Source organism: Nioella nitratireducens (genome assembly GCF_001879715.1).
GTDB lineage: Bacteria > Pseudomonadota > Alphaproteobacteria > Rhodobacterales > Rhodobacteraceae > Nioella > Nioella nitratireducens.
On sequence record NZ_MNBW01000026.1, the window covers coordinates 1 to 19,479 of the forward strand.

Consider the following 19,479-nt stretch of genomic DNA (forward strand, 5'->3'; position numbering starts at 1 on the left):
CCGTATGGACGCATCTCTACAATTGGCACCGTCCGCACTCGGCGCTAAAGTCAAAACCACCAATCAGCCGATTAGGACTGGATCGGAACAACCTGTTGACGTTCCACATCTAGCGCATCGCGGCTCGCACAATGGATGACCGAGGCACGCCCACGACCACTTGTCCGCTTTGCGAGTCGAACGGGACGTTGCCGATCTTCACGCAATAGGGCCGCGATGCCTCGGCGCTGCGATCCGTCAGGAACGCCACGCGCTCGATCTCCAGCCCCGGCGTGACAATCACGTCCGTGACGGTGCCCAACATCACCCCGTCATTCGAAACGACCCGCAGCCCGTTATACGCGGTGCTGTTGCCCGGCAGGCTGCACCCGCCACCGCCGCCACCGGCCACCGGTGTGCGCGGCGTGGACGGTTGGCGCGGATCGCAGGCGTTGCCGACGCACAGCGGCGGGCGGCATTCCGGCGTGTTGCACGGCACCGGCGGCTGCGGCGGTTGTGGCGGGGTCGGGGCGCAGCCCGGCCCCGTGCAACTGGCCGTCGGGCCGCCGTTCAGAAGATCGCCGGTGGTCTGCAACAACCCGTCCGTTGCCGTCCCCGAAGCTGGCAGGATCGAGTCGAGCAAGGCCCCGGCGCTGTCGCCGATATCATCGTTGCCATCGCGGTTCGGCCCGTTGAAGGTTTCTCCGGCTTCCGCAACGGTATTGCCGACATCCTCCAGGACCGACCCCTGCCCCGCATCGGCCACGGTGCCGCCGACCCCGCCCGAGTCCGAGAACGAGTCGCTCGCCGGGCTGGCCACCCCATCGACCGTATCGACAAGCCCGCCCACGGTATCACCGAGTGTGCCCCCAAGCCCCCCAAGATCCCCGAGACCCTGTGCCGACATCGGCATCGCCGAGGCCAACACGATCGCAATCGTGCAGACCCCAAGGCGTGTTGCATCCCGGACCCGCGCGCGACGGTCGGCTGATTTAGAAAATGACAGGCCTGACATCCTATTTCCTTCCTAACAGTATGATTTTGTTGAGACAGACAGCCCGAAAACACGGTCGGACCGGCCCCTTCTCCGCCGAGGTCAGGATCGGAGAGGGGGCGCCACAGGTCTATCCGACCATGGTCTGGTATCTGGCAGGGGTCTGGCCGCGCCCATCCGACCTTCGGGGGGGATCAGGGGGCAATCCTGCCGCAACAGGGGGCATTTATCCGAAAACGGAAACGACTCACGGCGATCCGGAAAACAGCGCAGCCGGTGTACGGGGGGTGTACGCCCGGTGTATAGGCGGCAACGGGGGTTTTCAGCCCGCCAGCAGCCGCAACCCATGGGTGACGTCGGCCCGCACAGCCAATCGCAACCCCGGCTCATCCCCGGCCTTGAGCGCGGCCAGAATCAGCTTGTGATGGCGCGGAGATTCGGTCGTGCGACGCAATTTTCCGTATAAGGCACGCATAGTTGGCCCCATTTGCAACCAGACCGTCTCGGCCAGCGCCAACATCGCCGGGGCCTGCGCCCGCAGGTAGAGCGTGCGGTGAAATTCAAGGTTCGACCGGATGTATCCAACGGCATCGCGCTTGACCACCGCCTCGGAAATCACCTGGTTGATCGTCTCCATCCGCTCAATCAAAGCCGGATGCGCCCGCGGCAACGCCCGCGCCGACAACTCTGGTTCCAGAAGGGCCCGAATGGCCGCCAATTCCTCGATCCGATCGTTGGAAAGCTCCGGCGTCGCGACCCGGCCCGACGACGACAGCGAGAGGGCCCCCTCGCTGACCAGCCGCCGCACAGCCTCGCGCGCGGGGGTCATGGAAACCCCGAATTCCTTGGCGATTCCGCGCAATGTCAGCGCCTCACCGGGCAGCATCTGGCCATGCATGATCCGGGTGCGGATCGTGCGATAGATCCGGTCATGGGCAGCGGCGGTGGCCGCCTCGGCGGGGCGGGGCGTCAAGAGCATGGGATTACCCGACCACAAGCCACGGGTCAGGGCAAGCGGTCAAAACGCCAGGCCAACAGCTCCGGCCCATTCTGACGCAACCAGTCGCGCGGCGCCTCGTAGCCGGGATGCAGCCGCTGGCAAATGGACCAGAAGGCCCGCGAATGGTTCATCTCGACAAGGTGGGCGACCTCATGCGCGGCGACATAATCCAGCACCACAGGCGGGGCCATGACGAGGCGCCAAGAAAACATGAGATCCCCACGCGAGGTGCAGCTGCCCCACCGGGATGTCGTGTCGCGCAGGGTCAGCCGCCCATACGGGCGCCCAAGCGCCCCGGCATGATGGGCCACCCGCGCCGCCAGGCGCTCGCGTGCCATCTGCTTGATGAGCGCCAGCATCTTGGGCCCTTCCTGCCCCGCGGGCACCTCGATCCGGCCTTGCACCAACCGCGCTGACCGACCCGCCCCCGCAACGATGGGCCGCAACTGGCCTTCAAGCGGAATTTCGCCGCCGATCCGGGGGCCCTGCGGTCCGGGGCTGGCGTCCAGATGTTTGCGGACCCAGCCCGCGCGAGCATCCAGAAACGCGATCGCCTCGGATTCGGGGGCAAAGGCAGGCAAAGACAACGTGACCTTCCCGCTGGCCCGTGACACCCGCAACGTGAATCGCCGCGCACGAGAGGATCGGCGCAGCGCAACTTTGACCGGCGGATCGCCCTTGAGGATATGGATTTGCTCGCCCATGCGCGTGAAGCCGCCGCCCCCAATAGAAATAGACCCGATCAGGGGCTTTACAGCCCCACCGCATTGTGGCACGTCACCGCAATTCCTCGATAGCGATGATTGAAGGGGGTGTCATGCCCAAAGAAGAATGGGGCGTCAAACGTGTCTGCCCGACAACCGGCAAGCGCTTCTACGACCTCGGTAAAAATCCGGTGGTAAGCCCGTATACGGGTGAGACCGTCGAAATAGATACCGGCAAGGCATCACGGTCACTGGTCGCGGACAAGGCGGACAAGGCCAAGACCGCCAAACCCGAGAAAGAAGAGGGTCTGGTCGACGACGCCGATCAGCTTCTGGACGATGACGAATCCGATATCGATCTGGATGACGATCTGCTGGATGATGACGACGAAGACGGCGACGTGCCGCTCGACGACATCGCCGATGTCGCGTCGGACGACGACGACAGCTGATCGCACCGGACAACGGTCTGCGCGAAGGACGGGCATCTATGGTGCCCGTTTTTTCGTGTTTGACGGACGAAAACGCCCCGCCCGTCAGCCCCGTCCGCACGGTGGATTTTTCGCGGGCCGCCATGCGTTTTCCCCTTGAACATCCCTGCTCCGTTTCATAAACCGCCTGCACCGTCGCAATGGCGACACGGATGGGGCCTTAGCTCAGCTGGGAGAGCGCTTGCATGGCATGCAAGAGGTCAGGGGTTCGATCCCCCTAGGCTCCACCAAATCCTTTGTCCAAATTTCCCGACCGACCTGACCTGTGTCCGTATGGCGGCTGACCGCCTGGCGTTCCTGTTGGGGTTTTCCAATCTCGTCCCCTTGATGCCATCATTCCACCTTTGGAATCTGCCACATTGCGGATGACAGGCAGAGCATGGAACATGGCCCAAGATCGCGATGGCCGTGACCAATGGAATGAGAGGAGCAATCGTGCAAATCGAAGAGACCCCGCTTTCCGGCGTAAAAATCCTGACCCCGCGCCGGTTCGGCGATTCCCGCGGGTTTTTCTGTGAAAGCTGGAACAGACGGACATTGGCCGAGCACGGGCTCGACTACGATTTCGTGCAGGACAATCACTCCCTGTCCGCGGCGGTCGGGACCGTTCGTGGCCTTCATTTTCAGGCGCCGCCGCATGCGCAGGACAAGCTGGTGCGTTGCGGGCGGGGGCGGCTGTTTGACGTGGCTGTCGACATCCGAAAGGGCAGCCCGACCTATGGCCGGTGGTTCGGGAGTGAGCTGAGCTTCGAGAATGGCAAGCAGTTGTTAATCCCGGCAGGCTTCCTGCACGGGTTCGTGACCCGCGAGCCGGACACAGAGATCATCTACAAATGCACTGATTATTACGCGCCTGAATGCGATGGCGCGGTGCGGTTCGATGACCCGGATATCGGGATCGACTGGGATATGGGCGAGGTCGAGGCAATTCTGTCGGACAAGGATGCCGCCGCGCCATACCTCAAGGATTTCGATAGTCCCTTTGTTTGGGAGGGCGTGTAGTGAGGCTGCTTGTAACCGGCGGGGCCGGGTTTATCGGATCGGCCGTGGTGCGGCTTGCCGTGTTGCGCGGTCATGAGGTCGTGAACCTCGATGCGCTGACCTATGCCGCCTGTCTCGACAATGTTGCCCCCGTGGCAGACAATCCGGCCTATGCCTTTGAGCAGGCCGATATCCGCGACCGGGCCGCGCTGGACCGGGTCTTCGCAACCCACCGGCCTGATGCGGTGATGCATCTGGCGGCGGAATCCCATGTTGACCGATCCATCGACGGGCCAGGCGACTTCATCGAGACCAATATCACCGGCACGTTCAACATGCTGGAGGCCGCGCGAAAATACTGGGTCGAAGTTGGCAAGCCCGAGGGCTTTCGCTTCCACCATATCTCGACCGACGAGGTCTATGGCTCGCTGCCGAACGATCCTTCGGTGCAGTTCACCGAGGACACACCGTATGACCCGCGCAGCCCCTATTCTGCGTCCAAAGCGTCGTCCGACCATCTGGTCCGCGCGTGGCACGAGACTTATGGCTTGCCGGTGGTGCTGACCAACTGCTCGAACAATTACGGGCCGTATCATTTCCCGGAAAAACTGATCCCGGTGATCATTCTGAATGCGCTCGCGGGCAAGCCGCTGCCGATCTATGGCGACGGCTCGAACATCCGCGACTGGCTTTTTGTCGAAGATCATGCCGACGCGCTGCTGCTGGTGGTGGAAAAAGGCGCGCTCGGCCGATCGTACAATATCGGCGGCGAGAATGAACGGACCAATCTGGAACTGGTGAAAACGCTTTGCGCTATCCTCGATGAGCTGCGGCCCAAGGCGGGCGGTTCTTACGCCGACCAGATCACCTTCGTCACCGACCGCCCCGGCCATGACGCGCGCTACGCCATTGACCCGACCCGCATACGAGACGAACTCGGCTGGCGTCCGTCGGTGGCGGTGGAAGAGGGGCTGCGCAAGACCGTGGAATGGTATCTGGCCAATGAAGCCTGGTGGCGGGCGTTGCAGGACCGTCACGGGGTCGGGGAACGGCTCGGGGTGACAGCATGACCGTTCTTGTCTTCGGCAAAACCGGCCAGGTGGCCATAGAAGTGCAGGCCCGCGCGGATGTTCTGGCACTCGGGCGTGATCAGGCGGACTTGTCAGATCCCGCGGCCTGTGCCGCCGTGATCCGCGACTCCCGGCCCGAGGCGGTGATCAACGCCGCCGCTTACACCGCTGTCGATCAGGCGGAGAGTGAAGAGGATCTCGCCGCAACGGTGAACGGTGCCGCGCCGACGGCCATGGCGCAAGCCTGTGCAGAGCTTGGCATCCCCTTCGTTCATATCTCCACTGACTATGTTTTTGACGGCTCGGGGCAGGCACCTTGGCCCGTCGATGCCCGGACCGGCCCGCTCGGCGCCTATGGCCGGACCAAACTGGCGGGCGAGGAGGGCGTGCGCGCGGCGAGTGGCGCCCATGCCATCCTGCGCACGTCGTGGGTTGTGTCGGCCCATGGCAAGAACTTCGTGAAGACCATGCTGCGTCTGGGGGGCGAGCGTGACAAGCTCGCCATCGTCGCCGATCAGGTCGGCGGCCCGACGGCAGCGGGGGACATTGCCGAGGCGTGCCTCGGCATCGCCGCGCAACTCAAGGACGATCCGTCCAAATCCGGCACCTACCAGTTCTCAGGCGCGCCTGATGTGTCCTGGGCCGATTTCGCCCGCGAGATATTTGCGCAAGCGGGTCTGGCCTGCATCGTCAAGGACATCCCCACCAGCGGCTTTCCAACCCCTGCCAAACGCCCGGCGAATTCCCGCATGGATTGCCGCACGACAGAGACCACCTTTGGCATCGCGCGCCCGGATTGGCGGCGCAGCCTTTCCTGTATTTTGAAAGATATTGAGGACCAGACCCCATGACCAAGCGCAAAGGCATTATCCTTGCAGGCGGCTCCGGCACACGTCTTTACCCCATCACTTTGGGTGTCTCCAAGCAGCTCTTGCCGATCTATGACAAACCAATGATCTACTACCCGCTGTCGGTCCTGATGCTGGCGGGCATCCGCGAGATCGCAATGATCACCACGCCGCAGGACCAGGAGCAGTTCCAGCGGACCCTTGGCGACGGCAGCCAGTGGGGGATCGAGCTGACCTATATCGTGCAAGCGTCGCCCGATGGCCTCGCGCAGGCCTATATCCTGGCGGAGGAGTTCCTGAACGGTGCGCCTTCGGCGATGGTTCTGGGCGACAATATCTTCTTCGGGCACGGGTTGCCCGAGATCATGGCAGAGGCTGACCGCCAGACCGGCGGTGGCACGGTCTTCGGCTATCACGTCGCCGACCCTGAGAGGTATGGCGTCGTTGCCTTCGACGGGGCTGGCGAAGTGACCTCGATTGTCGAAAAGCCCGAGGTCCCGCCCTCGAACTACGCTGTCACGGGGCTCTACTTCCTCGACGGTACCGCACCCGAACGCGCCAAAGCTGTTCAGCCCTCAGCGCGGGGTGAGCTGGAAATTACCACCTTGCTGGAAAGCTACCTGCATGACGGCAGCCTCACCGTCAAACGCATGGGCCGCGGCTACGCCTGGCTGGATACCGGCACCCATGGCAGCCTGCTCGACGCGGGCAACTTCGTGCGGACGCTGGAGCAACGCCAAGGGATGCAGACCGGCTGCCTCGACGAAATCGCCTTCGACAAGGGCTGGATATCGCGGGAGTCCCTCGCCGAGCGCGCTAAAAAATTCCGCAAGAACAGCTATGGAAAGTATCTGGCAAGCTTGCTTTGAGGAAAGTCTTGCGTGGCACGCCCGGTGCGCTAGCGTATCGGTCCCGTTCAGTCGTATGACAGCGCCCGCATGAAACTCCTATTCATACACCAGAATTACCCCGGCCAATATCGGCAACTTGTCGAATGGCTCGCCGCGCAGGGCGAGCACGAGATCGTTTTCCTGACGCAACGCAAGGGGGTCACCTCGCCGCCCGGCGTCGAGGTCTTGCAATACCAAGCCCATCGCAAGGCGGCGCAGGACGCCTATGCGCTGTCGCGCTATTGGGAGGATTGCACTGGCAACGGATATGGTGCGGCGCAAGCCTGTCAGGCGTTGCAAACGCGAGGGTTCAATCCCGACGTGATCATCGGCCATGTCGGCTGGGGCGAGTTGACCTTTACCAAGATGGTCTGGCCCGATACGCCGGTGCTGGGCTATTTCGAATATTACTTTCTGGCCAAGGGCGGCTCGGTCGGCTTTGACCCGGAATTTCCCGCCAGCCCCGACAGCCCGTTCATCATGCATGCCCGCAACGCGGTGAACTACATCAACCTTGAAACGGTCGACCTGGGGCAATCCCCGACCCTTTGGCAGCGCGATACATACCCCGAGAGCTTTCACTCCAAGATCTATACCTGTCACGACGGCATCCGCACCGACCGGCTGCGCCCGGACCCGACGGCGTCGGTCTATCTCGACCGGTTAAAACGACAGGTTTCGCGAGAGGATGAGGTCTTTACCTACATGGCGCGCAACATGGAACCGACACGCGGTTTTCACGTGTTCATGCGCGCCCTGCCCCGTATCCTTGAGGCGCGCCCGAACGCTCGGGCCTTGATCATTGGTGGAAACGAAACCTCCTACGGCAAGGAGAGCGCGGCACAGGGCGGCTACAGGGCCGAGATGGAGCGCGAGTTGGGCAACCGGGTGGATTGGTCCCGCGTGCATTTTCTCGGCAGGGTGCCCTATGCCGACTACCAACGGGTCATGCAGCTTTCCCGCTGTCACATCTACCTGACGGTGCCCTTCGTGCTGTCATGGTCGCTACTGGAAACCATGTCGATGGGCGGCACCATCGTTGCCTCGGACGTCGCGCCCGTGCGCGAGGCCATCACCCACGGCGAAACCGGCCTGTTGGTGAGTTTTCCGCATCCCGAGGCGCTGGCGGACCAAGTGGTCGAGGTGCTGCGCGCGCCTGCGGAGTTTGCTCATCTGGGGTCGGCCGCGCGCGCCCATGTGGTCAAACACTACGATTTCCTGACGCATTGCCTGCCAGAGCATATCCGCCGCATCAACGGTCTGGCACCAACTGCCAGACCAATCACGTTTCCCTGAAAGCAAGCCCTCAGTTCGTTGCGTTGGACACCGCGTTGGCCAATCCGAAGGCGCTGCCGAACAGGCTGAAGACCGTCTGGACCGAGCTGACCGGGCTTTCGGTTGCAAGCACGAGGTCGCCGGACTGGATCCGGAAATGACGCGCAGAGAACAGACCGTCGGACGTGGTCAGATCGAGTGTGAAGACAACCCGTTCCTGACGCGGCCCGCGTTCACCTGCACGCAACGCGCTGTCCGGGTATTCGCGCAGGATCAGAATGCCTTCCGGGTCGGCGCGTGACGCTGACACGCCGCCAATGATCGAGATCGCATCAAGCGCGCTGACAACGTCCTGGGTAAAGGGATGCTGGGCTTGGGTGCCTGCGGCGCCAAGCGACAGGAAATACCGATCATCTTCTTCGACAATGACACGGTCGCCGCCCTGAAGACGGGTATCGAGCTGCGGTTCGGAGTAGAGACGATTGATGGAGGTGCCGAACAGATGCCCACCCCGCATGAGGCGAATCTGGGGATTGGCCAATGTCGGGGGCACACCACCAGCCTCGGAGATCAGGCTGAGGATGGAATAGGACTGGTCCGGCAGCGGGTAGGTGCCCGGACGGGCAACGCCGCCCACCAGATCGACCGAGTTGAACCGGCCAGCCACAATGGCCAGTTGCACCTGTGCCGAAGGCACGATGGCTTCAAGCGAGGATTGCAGGCTCTCGCGGGCAACGCTGGGGGTCATCCCGGATACCCGCGTGTCGCCAATATAGGGCATGAAGATCGTGCCATTGCCCGACACGACCATTTCCGTCAGATCCACGGTCCGAACACCGGGCGAGGTCAGCAGAGAGTTGTCGTTGCTGTCCCAGATACGGATGGAAACGGTATCGCCCGGACGAATGATCTGAGAGCGCGATCCACCGCTGGCGGTAATCCACTGAAGGTCGGCTTCGCCACCCACGGGCCATTCGGCAAGAGTCGGAAGAAAGTCGCGGGTTACAGGATAGACGGCAAAATCCGCACCCGCGTCATCACCGGACCCGATGATTTCCCGCTCAACCCCTGCACCGCGCGGCAGAGAGCAGGCAGCAATCAGACAACACAGACCCAAGAGACTGGCTACGCGAATGAAAAGTTTCATGCATGTTCCCGAAATTCAGAAAAACTGGTCTATACCACCTGTTCGGGCAAAATACGGGTCACCGGCTTGGGGTCAACGGTTACAATCGAGAAAGGCCATTTAATGCGTGTTTTGGTTCTGGGGGCCACAGGTCGGCTCGGGCAGATGCTGCAATGGGGCTGGCAGCACGAGTCCCGCCTGACCCCGGTGTGGCATGGCCGAACCGCAACCGACCGACGGGGGTGGCGACGGTTCGACATCACCCAAGAGCCTGACGCGCTTCACGATGCCTGTCGCGAGGTCGATGTTGTTCTGTGTCTTGCAGGGATCACGCCCGCCTCGGGGGCTTCGCTTGACCTCAATACCGAGCTCGCGTTGGCTGCGAGCGCGGCGGCAGGGCAAACCCCCCTGCTCATCGCCTCGTCGGCGGCGGTCTTTGGCCGTGCGGGGCATTGCAAGGAAGACGATGCGCCGCAGCCGGTCGCGCCCTATGGCATGGCCAAATTGGCGATGGAGACCGCGGTAGAGGCCGCAGCAACGGGGCCTGTCACCTGCCTTCGAATCGGAAATGTCGCCGGGGCCGATCAGATTCTTGGCCGGGCAGGCATTGGCCAGGCCCTGACGCTGGATCAGTTCGCAGACGGGCGCACCCCCGCCCGCAGCTACATCGGCCCGGCAACCTTGGCAAAGGTGCTGGTCACGCTTTGCCGCGCAGCCGGGGATGGCCTGCCATCGGTTCTCAATGTCGCGGCTCCCGGCATGGTTGAAATGGGCGAATTGCTGGACGCCATCCCCTACCCATGGCAGCCGCGCCCCGCACCAGTTGGCGCCATTGCCGAAGTTCTACTGGACACTGACCGTCTGAGCCGCTTTATGCGTCTCGACCCGACAGCGGGTTGCGCCGAGAACCTGATTAAAGAGTGGCGAGCCTTCCGGGCGGAGACGGACAGCGAGTAATGACCTGGCGCAAACGCATTTTCGATCTTTTTTTTGCCAGCCTGCTGGTGGTCATTCTAGGCCCCATCATCGTGTGGCTGATCTGGCGGATATGGCGCGAACAAGGGCGACCGATCTTCTACGCAGCTGAACGCATGAAAACGCCGTCCCGATCGTTCAAGCTTTGGAAATTCCGCACGATGACGGTGGTCAACGACGATCAAGGCGTATCCGGCGCGCACAAGTCGGCCCGGATCACCCCAACCGGCGCATGGCTGCGGCGCAAGAGGCTGGACGAGTTTCCCCAGCTTTGGAACATCCTGAAAGGCGATCTCAGCTTTGTCGGACCGCGCCCGCCCCTGCGGGAATATGTCGAGCGCTTCCCCGAGGTCTATGCCGACGTTCTCAAGAGCCGTCCCGGCGTCACTGGCCTCGCGACCATCACCTACCACAAGCACGAAGAAAAGCTGCTGGCCCGCTGCACCACGCCCGGACAGACCGATGACGTCTATTGCCGCCTCTGCATTCCGATGAAGGCACGGCTCGACCGGATCTACCAACGCCACCAAAGCACTTGTTACGATTTCGACCTTGTCTTCCAGACCATCGGCAACCTGTTCCGCCGGAAGCACTGACACGACAACGCGACCCTGTGGGTGCCCCGTGGACAGACGGTGGAGACGCCGGTAAGGAGAGCACAAATCATGATTGGATTTTGCGTTGGCGGGATTTCCCCACCAGATCGCAAAAAGATTTTTCGGGAAGGGTATGTTCGCCGTGTTTGGCCGACTTCGTGGATTGTTTTCCCGCTACGCAGACCGTCATGCCTCTCTCTCGAAACCCGGCCACGCCCTGCCCGATTTCGAAGGCGAACCGCTTGGCTATATCGACTCGGTTGATGTGCACAGGAACCGGCTATGGTTCGAAGGATGGACGCGGGCCGAATCCCTGACCGTGTCATGGTCCGGTGGGCAGATCACCCAACGGCCCAATATTCTGCGTAATGATGTAGCGGAAGCACTCGGCCTGGAACCGGACTTGGGATTCATCATCGAGGTTCCGGTGTCCACGGGCCCCTATGACCTGACGCTTCGCTGGCAGAAGACTGATATCGCGCATCGTCTGACGGACCCCTCTGCCCTTGGCCTGAGATTGGCGCGGCTGCGGCAGCTCTGGCCCTTTGTCCGTGCGCTTGTTGCGGCATGCCCGGATGTGATCCAATGGCGGCTGACCAAGGATCCGATCTATCGCTTCCGCGTCAAGACGCGATTGGGTCTGGATTCGGTTCCGGGGGCGGGCCCGATGAACGACTCCCTGTTCACTCCGTTCGAGCGCGACGAAGTCCCGACTGCCCCGATCACGATTCTGCTGCCGATCTATAACGCTTTCGATCTGCTGCCCGACGTTTTGCGGCGAGTGGAAGAGCACACCGACCTGCCATTTCACCTGATCCTGATCGAGGACCGTTCGACCGATGAGCGCGTGCGCCCCTTCTTGCGGGAGTGGATCACCACGCGCACCGACCACGCCACCCTGATCGAAAACGCGGAAAACCTCGGCTTCATCCGCAGCGTAAACCGTGGATTGGAAATGGCACTGGAGCGTGGACACCACGTTGTCTTGCTCAATTCGGACGCCTTCGTGCCGAGGAACTGGGCCAGTCGCCTGTTGCGCCCGATTCTGGCGCGGGACGATGTGGCCACTGTCACCCCGATGTCCAACGATGCCGAAATCTTCTCGGTTCCGGCGATTTGCACCCGCACCGTCCTGACGCCCGGCGAGGGCGATGCGCTGGACCATGTCGCATCGCGGTTCCGCCCCGATACCCTTGTTGCCGACGCGCCGACCGGAGTTGGCTTCTGCATGGCGATGAACTTGCGGTTCCTGCATCAAATTCCGTCACTTGATACGGTGTTTGGGCGTGGATACGGCGAGGAAGTGGATTGGTGCCAGAAGGCCCGGGCCCTTGGGGGAACGCATCTTGCCTTGCCGGAATTGTTCGTGGAGCACCGAGGTGGAGAGAGCTTCGGCACCGAAGAAAAACGCGCGTTGGTTCTGCAAAACAATGCAATGATCGCCCGACGCTATCCCACCTATGACCGAGAGGTGCAGAGCTATATCGAGGCGGACCCCCTTTTGACGGCGCGCTTGGCCCTTGCCGTCGGGTTCGTCGGCGTCAGAGCCACCGGGCCAGTACCGATCTACATGGCACATTCCTTGGGCGGGGGGGCCGAACATTACCTTCAGGACCGTATCCGCCGCGACCTGGGCCGGGACATCTCGTCCATCATCATTCGCGTGGGCGGACCGCATCGTTTTCAGGTCGAGGTGCGGACACCGGGTGGTGAAACCTCCGGCGCCACCGACAACGTTGATTTCCTGCGGCAGGTGCTGGAGCCGATTGCCGACCGGCACGTTGTCTATTCCTGCGGTGTTGGCGATCCCGAACCGACAGAACTGCCCGACATCCTGCTATCGCTTGCAGGAAGGGCGGGACAGATAGAGGTGCTGGTGCATGATTTCTTTCCGGTGTCGCCCTCTTATTGCCTGCTCGACGACGACGGTTGGTATCGCGGGCCGGTGACATCTGACCGCGAAGACCGGGCACATGTTTTTCGGCACCGCACCGGCACGACCGTCCCGCTCGCGGACTGGCAGGCCGCTTGGGGACGCCTGATGCGCGCGGCGGGTGAGGTCACTGTCTTTTCGGAAAATAGCCGCCAGCAGATCCTGTCGGCCTATCCCGAGGTCGAGGAACAGGTTTCGGTTTGCCCCCATACGCTTCTGTCGCCGGTTCCTCGGTTGTCCGCTCCGGTCAACGACAAGACAGTCGTCGCAGTCCTCGGAAATATCGGGTTCCAAAAGGGCGCGGCCCTTGTTCGGGATTTGTCGTTCGCTTTGGAGAGCGAGCCAGACACGGATTTGGTCTTGATCGGCAATATCGACCCGTCCTACGCCCTAGCCTCAACAACGCCCGTGCATGGCGACTATCGGATCGAAGACCTGCAAAGCCTCACCACGCGATACGGTGTGACTTGCTGGCTTATTCCCTCGATCTGGCCCGAGACGTTTTCTTACACAACCCACGAATGCCTGGCATCCGGACTGCCGGTTTTCGCATTTGACATCGGCGCACAGGGATGTGCAGTTGCCAAGGCAGAAAACGGCCAGGTCATACGGTTTGAACAAGGGGCCGATCTGGTTCAAAACATATTGACGGAAATAAGAAGCAAGGGCCGCAGTTAACATGAGCAACATTAGCGTTCCCATCGAAACCCTCGCCGAAACCGGTATCGAAGTCTTGCCGCGAGGGTTCGACTCGAACATCAACCTGCCCGCGCACACCCGTATCGAGGCGCCGTCGAGCTTGAAATGGACCGAGTACCATCACTCAATCGAACTGGGCGCATTCTCTTATCAGGTCTCTGGGTATTGTTTCGCAGCTCGGATTGGGCGCTATTGTTCCTTCGGTGAGGATATTCAGATAGGTCGGCAGGATCATCCCCTGACATGGATATCGACGAGTCCGGCTTTTTATATTCGCGACAGGCTGTTCAATCTCGGCGACGATTTTCGCGACGCCGCCGCCTATCATGATTTCAAGTTTTCTTTTCAGGGTCCGCCGACACGGGCCAAGATCACCACGATTGGAAATGACGTCTGGATCGGCCATGGTGCCTATATCTGCGCCGGTGTCACTATCGGAGACGGAGCTATTATCGCGGCGAACGCCGTGGTCGCGAAAGATGTGCCGGCCTATGCCGTTGTGGCCGGCAACCCGGCTGTGATCAAGAAATACCGCCTACCCCCGCAGATGATCAGCCCGGTCCTGAACTCTCGCTGGTGGCGCTTTGCCCCGTGGCAATTGCAGCATCTGGATCCCTCCAAACCTGGGCAATTTGCAGCTGGCGTCCACCAGATGAGGGACGAACCAGAATTCGAGCCTGAAGTGTTTTCCGGTTCCGATTGGACTTAGGTGGGATTTTCCCCGAAAGTGGGAAAGGTTCACCCGTGGATGTAACGTTACTTTAATTTGGCTCATCCATTGACCATCAATTGAACACCAACCATTTGTGATACCGGCGAAGGAACAGGATTCCAAGCGCGCTTAGGAACAGGGATAGGCCGAAAACGTAGTACGGGTTAACGTAGTCGGCGTCGTAGTTCGAATAGAAGGCTGACCGCATCTCGCCGGTGATATGCATCAATGGATTATACCAAAGGAAGCCTCGGTAAGGCTCGGGGATAGCGTCGTACAAAAAGAAGAGGCCTGAAACGATGAATAGTGGACGCGTCACGATGCTCCAGACCTGCTGCCAAACGCTCGAAATGGAAAACAGGAAGCAATTCAGCGTTCCTACTCCAAACCCAAAGGCGGCAGCCATCGCATAGGCAAGGCCGATTCGGGGCAACTCCAAAGTCGTCCGGGTATCAAACAGGAGTAGAATGGCTCCAAGAACGATGTACCCGACCAGTAATTGGGTCAAAGTATTAAGAATGAATCGGGCGAGGATCGTGTCCATGAATGTGATGCGCGGATATGCAAGAAACGGCCGTGAATAATTAAGGGACTGCCCAAGTTTTGCTGCCGTGCCCATGAACACTGTGAATGGCATAAAGCCAGTTGCATAAAAAAGGGCGAAATTCTGCCCAAGCGGAGGTGACCGAAAAGCCGCCGAAAAGACCAGCACCATGATCCCAATGCCGCCTGCCGGTTCCAAGATCGCCCAGAGATATCCCAGCGGCGATTTGCCGTAACTGGTGTTCATTTCACGCAGGATCAGCGCCCCAATGGTGCGAAACGATGCGAAGCGGGGCGGCCGAACGGGTTTTGGCCGTGACGGTCCGGTGTTGGGTGTCTCTACAGAAAAGGTCATATCACAAGGTTGCTATGGCGCTGGCAAATCCCGAGCGCTTTCGATAGCAAGAAGACACAGACCCATTCATTTCGCAAGGCGCATCGGTTTAATGTCCACCCCTCCTACTGAGCCGTCCCGGTCGGCCGCCGCGGCCGAAGTCACATCGCCCAAGCGCCCCTCAAAGAGCCCAAACGCCCCCCAAGGCCAAGGAGATCAGGGGCGCACAGATGGACGGCCTGCGCAGGTGGCATCACACAACCAGGTTACGTCGGGCAAAGGAGATAGCCAGGCCCAACAAGACCCAAACCAGCGCAGTGACAGTCAAGCAGACCCAAAACAAGACAAGGCGGCCAAAACTTTGACCGGACAAACTGGTGCCGAAACAAAGCCGGGCCAACAAACACTGCCTCCGCCCCCACCGGTCGTGCCGCGCGCACGTTGGCGGTCGCGGCACTGGATGCTGGTGCTCTCCTTCATTCTGTTCGTCGCCCTTCCAATCGGCATATCGGCTTTCTACCTCTGGGCGCGAGCGGCTGATCAATACATCTCGCGCGTCGGATTTTCAGTTCGCACGGAGGACGCCAGTTCCGCGATGGATATCCTTGGCGGTCTGACCAGCATGTCCGGATCGAGTTCGAGCGATACCGATATTCTCTACCAATTCCTGACCAGTCAGGACTTGGTAGAACGGGTGGATGAACAACTTGACCTCCGCTCCATCTGGTCCCGCGTCGATCCGGCGGTCGACCCGATCTACGCTTACCACGCGCCCGGATCGATCGAAGATCTGGTCGCGCATTGGGAACGACAGGTGCGGGTTCGCTACAATTCGGGGCTTATCGACATCGAGGTTCTCGCCTTTGATCCACAGGACGCCCGCAATATCGCGCAGCTAATTTTCGAGGAAAGCAGCGCGATGATCAACCAGCTCTCGGCCATCGCGCGCGAAGATGCGATCAGTTATGCACGGGAGGATTTGCAGCAGTCCGAGCAGCGTCTTTCGGAGGCTCGCATTGCGATTGCGCAGTGGCGCAACGACAATCAGACGGTCGATCCGACTGCCGATACTGCTGGACAGATGGGGCTGGTGAACAATCTGCAGGGCCAACTTGCCGAAGCGCTGATCGAGCTGGATATACTGCGCGACACCACAAACCGTGACGACGACCCTCGAATTTCTCAAGCCGAGCGCCGAATCTCGGTCATTCGGGACAGGATCGCCGCCGAACGATCGGTGATCGGGACCGCTGGCGATGGTCGCGTTGCCTTCGCTGATCTGGTTGGGGAATACGAACGCCTTCGGGTCGACCTAGAGTTTGCCGAACGCGCATATACCGCGGCTCTCGCTGGCTACGACTCCGCTCGCAACGATGCCCGTCGACAAAGCCGGTATCTTGCAGCTCACATGCGACCGACGACTGCGCAGACATCAGAATACCCGGATCGGCCCATGACTTTGACAATCATTGCGATTTTCGCCTTCTTGATCTGGTCTGTGGTCATTCTGGTGGCCTACAGCCTGAGGGATCGGCGCTGAGGGCCCCGCGATGATCGAGTTTCGAAACCTGCGAAAGGAGTTCGTCGTCAAAGGCCAGCGCAAGGTGGTCATCGACAACCTCAATGTCTGCCTTCCGACAGATATTTCCGTGGCGCTCCTGGGCCGCAATGGTGCCGGTAAATCGACGTTGCTGCAGATGCTTTCCGGCGCGATGGCACCGACATCAGGGCAAATCCTGTCAACCGGTACCATTTCATGGCCGGTCGGGTTTGCCGGCTCCTTCCACCCAGATCTGACCGGCTACCAGAACACCAAGTTCATCGCCCGGGTCTACGGAGTGGAAACCGAAGAGCTTGCACGATTCGTCGAAGACTTCTCGGAACTTGGCAGGAGCTTCTATCTTCCCTTCGGCACCTATTCGTCGGGAATGCGATCTCGTTTGTCCTTTGGTGTCTCGATGGGAATTCCCTTCGACACCTACCTTGTCGACGAGGTGACGTCGGTTGGGGATGCGTCGTTCAAGCAAAAGAGTCAGGCGCTGTTTCAGGAGCGTATGAAGACGTCTGGGGCCTTCATGGTCAGCCACAGCATGCCACAGGTACGCGCCATGTGTGACGTTGGCGTGGTTTTGGAGCATGGGCGTGCGATCTTCTACGAAGATGTGGAGGAGGCCATCGCCCACCATCTGGAAAACATGACACACCGCTGATTCACGTCCCCGACCGGCTGTCAGGTCTTTGCGAATTTTCTGCGTGCGTATTGGTCCTCGTAGCGGACGATGTCATCCTCCCCAAGGTAGCCACCGGTCTGCACCTCGATCAGGACCATATCCAGCTTGCCTGGATTCTCCATGCGATGCACCGCGCCAAGCGGCACATAGACGGACTCGTTTTCAGTCACCAGTTTGATCTCGTCGTCCACCGTGACCTTTGCGGTACCTTCAACGACGATCCAATGTTCCGAGCGGTGATGGTGGCTTTGCAGACTCAGGCTAGCACCCGGTTTCACCACGATCCGTTTGACCTGAAACCTGTCGCCGAGGATCAGGGTCTGGAAATGCCCCCAGGGCCGGTGATCAACCGGCAAAGTATCTGCCTGCTTCGCTCCCTTGGCCTTCAGGCGCTGAACCGCCAGCTTGACGTCCTGCGTCCTGCTGGCGTCAGCCACCAGAACGGCATCTGGCATGGCAATGGCGATGATTCCATTCAAACCAAGGCCAACCAATTCCTGATCCGACGCTTCCGAGCGCAGAAGGGAATTCGAACAATCGATGGCTGTGACCGGTCCGGACAGGGCAACCCCGTTTCCGTCCGGATGGCTCTGCTCATGAACCGAGGTCCAATTTCCCAGATCTGACCACCCCCCGGACAGGGGAACCGCACCGAGGTTGTCGGCCTTCTCCATCACGGCATAGTCGATTGAAATATCGTCGACTTTCTCCCAAGCCACAGGGTCGAGACGCAGAAAACCCAGATCTGGCTCTGCCGCGTCAACGCTCTGTCGCACCGGAGGAACCAGGTTTGGCGCATCGCGTTCGAAAGCCGCGATTATGTCTTTCACCGCAAACAGGAATATCCCCGCGTTCCACAGGTATTCGCCATCTGCCATCATCTTTTTTGCCGATTCAATATCTGGCTTTTCCACAAAACGCCGAAGTCGCTGAGCGCCGCCGTTCTCGTGTGGAGGCTGTTCAAGGTGCAGATATCCGTAGCCCGTTTCCGGTCTGTCCGGAGTGACCCCAAAGGTCACCATCAGGTTTTGTTCTGTTGCGGCGGCAACGCCCTGCTTTACGGCCTGACGAAACCCTTCAGCGTCTGGCAGGATGTGGTCCGAAGGCGCCACCAGCAGCAGCGCATCGGGGTCAGATTTGGCAATGAACAGGGCCGCAGCCAGCACAGCGGGCGCGGTGTTGCGTCCGTCTGGTTCAATCAGAACGGCACCGGGGTCAACCCCGATTTCCTGCAACTGTTCAGTGACGATGAAACGGAAATCCACCGCGGTCAAAATCGTTGGGGCGGCGAAGTGGAGCCCGTCACCGGAACAAGAAAGACGCAATGCACAGTCCTGAAACAAGGACCGTTCACCCAAGAGACGCACGAATTGTTTTGGATAGCTCTTGCGAGACAGCGGCCACAGCCGGGTACCGGATCCGCCGCACAGGATAAGGGGGTGGACTGTTGTTGTCATTGCCAAGCCTCTGGTTTTTTGGCCTTCGGGCATAGGCCGACACACCCGTCGGGCGCACTGTCCGTAAAGAACTAGACCACATTTTGGCTTGTATCAGAAGAAAATACGGTTTCGCATCAATCCCCTGCGGTGAGACTGCTGCATATTACGGATGGCCTACGACCGAGACCGCCACTGCCAAACATGGAAAAGGGCCCTCAGAAAGTGGGGGCCCTTTTCAAATCAGGTCAATTGATCCGCAAGTCGCAGATTAGTTGGTGGTGGTTGTGGTAGTCGTCGTACCGGTCGTGCCGTCACCAATCAGGATCGCCGTCAGGATAAGGCCACCCGCGGCTGCGGCTGCGCCGCCGCTGACGGTCACGCCACCAAGGCCAGCGGTTGCGGTTCCGGCACCTTCAGCGGCCGGAAGATAGCCAAGCGCACGCGCGCTTTCTTCCTGCAACGCGGTCAGGACGCAGGTTGCTGCCGCCAGGTCGACGCTGCCGCCAACCTCCGTGCATTGGGCGACGGTCATTGCGGAGGCACCGGTCACACCAAGGGCCGACAGGGCCGCCGCAGCAAAAAGAGATTTGTAAAGTTTCATCGGGTCAGTCTCCAATACATTCCTGATATTTGTGGTATCATGCCGCAAGTTTCAGATC

19 protein-coding genes, 1 tRNA gene and 1 pseudogene are annotated in these 19,479 nt (G+C 60.5%); 14 read left to right on the forward strand and 7 right to left on the reverse strand.

Annotated features, from left to right (window positions below; translation table 11 throughout):
- Positions 1-113: pseudogene (locus BKY27_RS20000) on the forward strand (IS481 family transposase); the annotation flags it as partial.
- On the opposite strand, the gene BKY27_RS17585 reads toward BKY27_RS20000, so the two are convergent.
- The 3 genes from BKY27_RS17585 to BKY27_RS17595 all read right to left on the reverse strand — a co-directional run bounded on the left by BKY27_RS17585 (position 110) and on the right by BKY27_RS17595 (position 2,677).
- Positions 110-994, reverse strand: a complete 885-nt coding sequence (locus BKY27_RS17585) for a hypothetical protein (RefSeq protein WP_071675799.1) — start codon at positions 992-994, stop codon at positions 110-112. The pseudogene BKY27_RS20000 and the gene BKY27_RS17585 overlap by 4 nt on opposite strands.
- 301 nt (positions 995-1,295) lie before the next feature.
- Positions 1,296-1,952, reverse strand: a complete 657-nt coding sequence (locus BKY27_RS17590; protein ID WP_071675800.1) for a GntR family transcriptional regulator — start codon at positions 1,950-1,952, stop codon at positions 1,296-1,298.
- A 26-nt stretch (positions 1,953-1,978) separates the two neighbouring features.
- On the reverse strand, positions 1,979-2,677 hold the full coding sequence (locus BKY27_RS17595) for a M48 family metallopeptidase (protein WP_071675801.1): 699 nt from the start codon (positions 2,675-2,677) through the stop codon (positions 1,979-1,981).
- Between the two features lie 113 nt (positions 2,678-2,790).
- On the opposite strand from BKY27_RS17595, the gene BKY27_RS17600 reads away from it, so the two are divergent.
- The 7 genes from BKY27_RS17600 to BKY27_RS17630 all read left to right on the forward strand — a co-directional run bounded on the left by BKY27_RS17600 (position 2,791) and on the right by BKY27_RS17630 (position 8,253).
- On the forward strand, positions 2,791-3,129 hold the full coding sequence (locus tag BKY27_RS17600) for a TIGR02300 family protein (RefSeq protein WP_071675802.1): 339 nt from the start codon (positions 2,791-2,793) through the stop codon (positions 3,127-3,129).
- A gap of 193 nt (positions 3,130-3,322) precedes the next feature.
- A tRNA-Ala gene (locus BKY27_RS17605) sits at positions 3,323-3,398 on the forward strand.
- Positions 3,399-3,603: 205 nt separating this feature from the next.
- The gene (gene rfbC / locus BKY27_RS17610) at positions 3,604-4,170 is read left to right on the forward strand and encodes a dTDP-4-dehydrorhamnose 3,5-epimerase (protein WP_071675824.1); all 567 of its coding nucleotides are present in this window, start codon (positions 3,604-3,606) and stop codon (positions 4,168-4,170) included.
- On the forward strand, positions 4,170-5,219 hold the full coding sequence (rfbB, locus tag BKY27_RS17615; protein WP_071675803.1) for a dTDP-glucose 4,6-dehydratase: 1,050 nt from the start codon (positions 4,170-4,172) through the stop codon (positions 5,217-5,219). The genes rfbC and rfbB overlap by 1 nt, the downstream gene beginning before the upstream one ends.
- Positions 5,216-6,070 carry a dTDP-4-dehydrorhamnose reductase gene (gene rfbD, locus BKY27_RS17620; RefSeq protein ID WP_071675804.1) on the forward strand — a complete coding sequence of 285 codons (855 nt, stop codon included), beginning with the start codon at positions 5,216-5,218 and terminating at the stop codon, positions 6,068-6,070. Before rfbB ends, rfbD begins: the two co-directional genes overlap by 4 nt.
- A complete protein-coding gene (gene rfbA, locus BKY27_RS17625) occupies positions 6,067-6,936 on the forward strand; it encodes a glucose-1-phosphate thymidylyltransferase RfbA (protein WP_071675805.1) in 870 nt (289 codons plus the stop codon). The genes rfbD and rfbA overlap by 4 nt, the downstream gene beginning before the upstream one ends.
- Positions 6,937-7,005: 69 nt before the next feature.
- Positions 7,006-8,253 carry a glycosyltransferase family 4 protein gene (locus BKY27_RS17630; RefSeq protein ID WP_071675806.1) on the forward strand — a complete coding sequence of 416 codons (1,248 nt, stop codon included), beginning with the start codon at positions 7,006-7,008 and terminating at the stop codon, positions 8,251-8,253.
- 10 nt (positions 8,254-8,263) lie between these two features.
- Here BKY27_RS17630 and BKY27_RS17635 read toward each other — a convergent pair whose 3' ends face one another.
- Positions 8,264-9,379: a polysaccharide biosynthesis/export family protein gene (locus BKY27_RS17635; protein WP_071675807.1), complete on the reverse strand. Its 1,116-nt coding sequence runs from the start codon at positions 9,377-9,379 to the stop codon at positions 8,264-8,266.
- Positions 9,380-9,481: 102 nt separating this feature from the next.
- Here BKY27_RS17635 and BKY27_RS17640 point away from each other — a divergent pair, with 102 nt between their 5' ends.
- The 4 genes from BKY27_RS17640 (at position 9,482) to BKY27_RS17655 (ending at position 14,270) form a co-directional block, all read left to right on the forward strand.
- The gene (locus BKY27_RS17640; protein ID WP_071675808.1) at positions 9,482-10,315 is read left to right on the forward strand and encodes an NAD-dependent epimerase/dehydratase family protein; all 834 of its coding nucleotides are present in this window, start codon (positions 9,482-9,484) and stop codon (positions 10,313-10,315) included.
- Positions 10,315-10,929, forward strand: coding sequence for a sugar transferase (locus BKY27_RS17645; protein ID WP_071675809.1), 615 nt, complete (start codon positions 10,315-10,317; stop codon positions 10,927-10,929). Before BKY27_RS17640 ends, BKY27_RS17645 begins: the two co-directional genes overlap by 1 nt.
- A gap of 133 nt (positions 10,930-11,062) precedes the next feature.
- Positions 11,063-13,540: a glycosyltransferase gene (locus BKY27_RS17650; RefSeq protein ID WP_084668022.1), complete on the forward strand. Its 2,478-nt coding sequence runs from the start codon at positions 11,063-11,065 to the stop codon at positions 13,538-13,540.
- Between the two features lies 1 nt (position 13,541).
- Entirely contained in the window at positions 13,542-14,270 is a 729-nt protein-coding gene (locus tag BKY27_RS17655; RefSeq protein WP_071675810.1) for a CatB-related O-acetyltransferase, read from the forward strand.
- Between the two features lie 76 nt (positions 14,271-14,346).
- Here BKY27_RS17655 and BKY27_RS17660 read toward each other — a convergent pair whose 3' ends face one another.
- A complete protein-coding gene (locus BKY27_RS17660; protein ID WP_084668023.1) occupies positions 14,347-15,171 on the reverse strand; it encodes an ABC transporter permease in 825 nt (274 codons plus the stop codon).
- Between the two features lie 439 nt (positions 15,172-15,610).
- Here BKY27_RS17660 and BKY27_RS17665 point away from each other — a divergent pair, with 439 nt between their 5' ends.
- Entirely contained in the window at positions 15,611-16,690 is a 1,080-nt protein-coding gene (locus BKY27_RS17665; RefSeq protein WP_146636293.1) for a capsule biosynthesis protein, read from the forward strand.
- A gap of 10 nt (positions 16,691-16,700) precedes the next feature.
- Positions 16,701-17,360: an ABC transporter ATP-binding protein gene (locus BKY27_RS17670; RefSeq protein WP_071675812.1), complete on the forward strand. Its 660-nt coding sequence runs from the start codon at positions 16,701-16,703 to the stop codon at positions 17,358-17,360.
- A gap of 20 nt (positions 17,361-17,380) precedes the next feature.
- Here the strand turns inward: BKY27_RS17670 and BKY27_RS17675 are convergent, their stop codons facing one another.
- Together BKY27_RS17675 and BKY27_RS17680 are read right to left on the reverse strand one after the other, a co-directional pair.
- Entirely contained in the window at positions 17,381-18,871 is a 1,491-nt protein-coding gene (locus tag BKY27_RS17675; RefSeq protein WP_233491886.1) for a mannose-1-phosphate guanylyltransferase/mannose-6-phosphate isomerase, read from the reverse strand.
- A 217-nt stretch (positions 18,872-19,088) separates the two neighbouring features.
- The gene (locus BKY27_RS17680) at positions 19,089-19,421 is read right to left on the reverse strand and encodes a hypothetical protein (protein ID WP_071675814.1); all 333 of its coding nucleotides are present in this window, start codon (positions 19,419-19,421) and stop codon (positions 19,089-19,091) included.
- Positions 19,422-19,479: the final 58 nt, after the last annotated feature.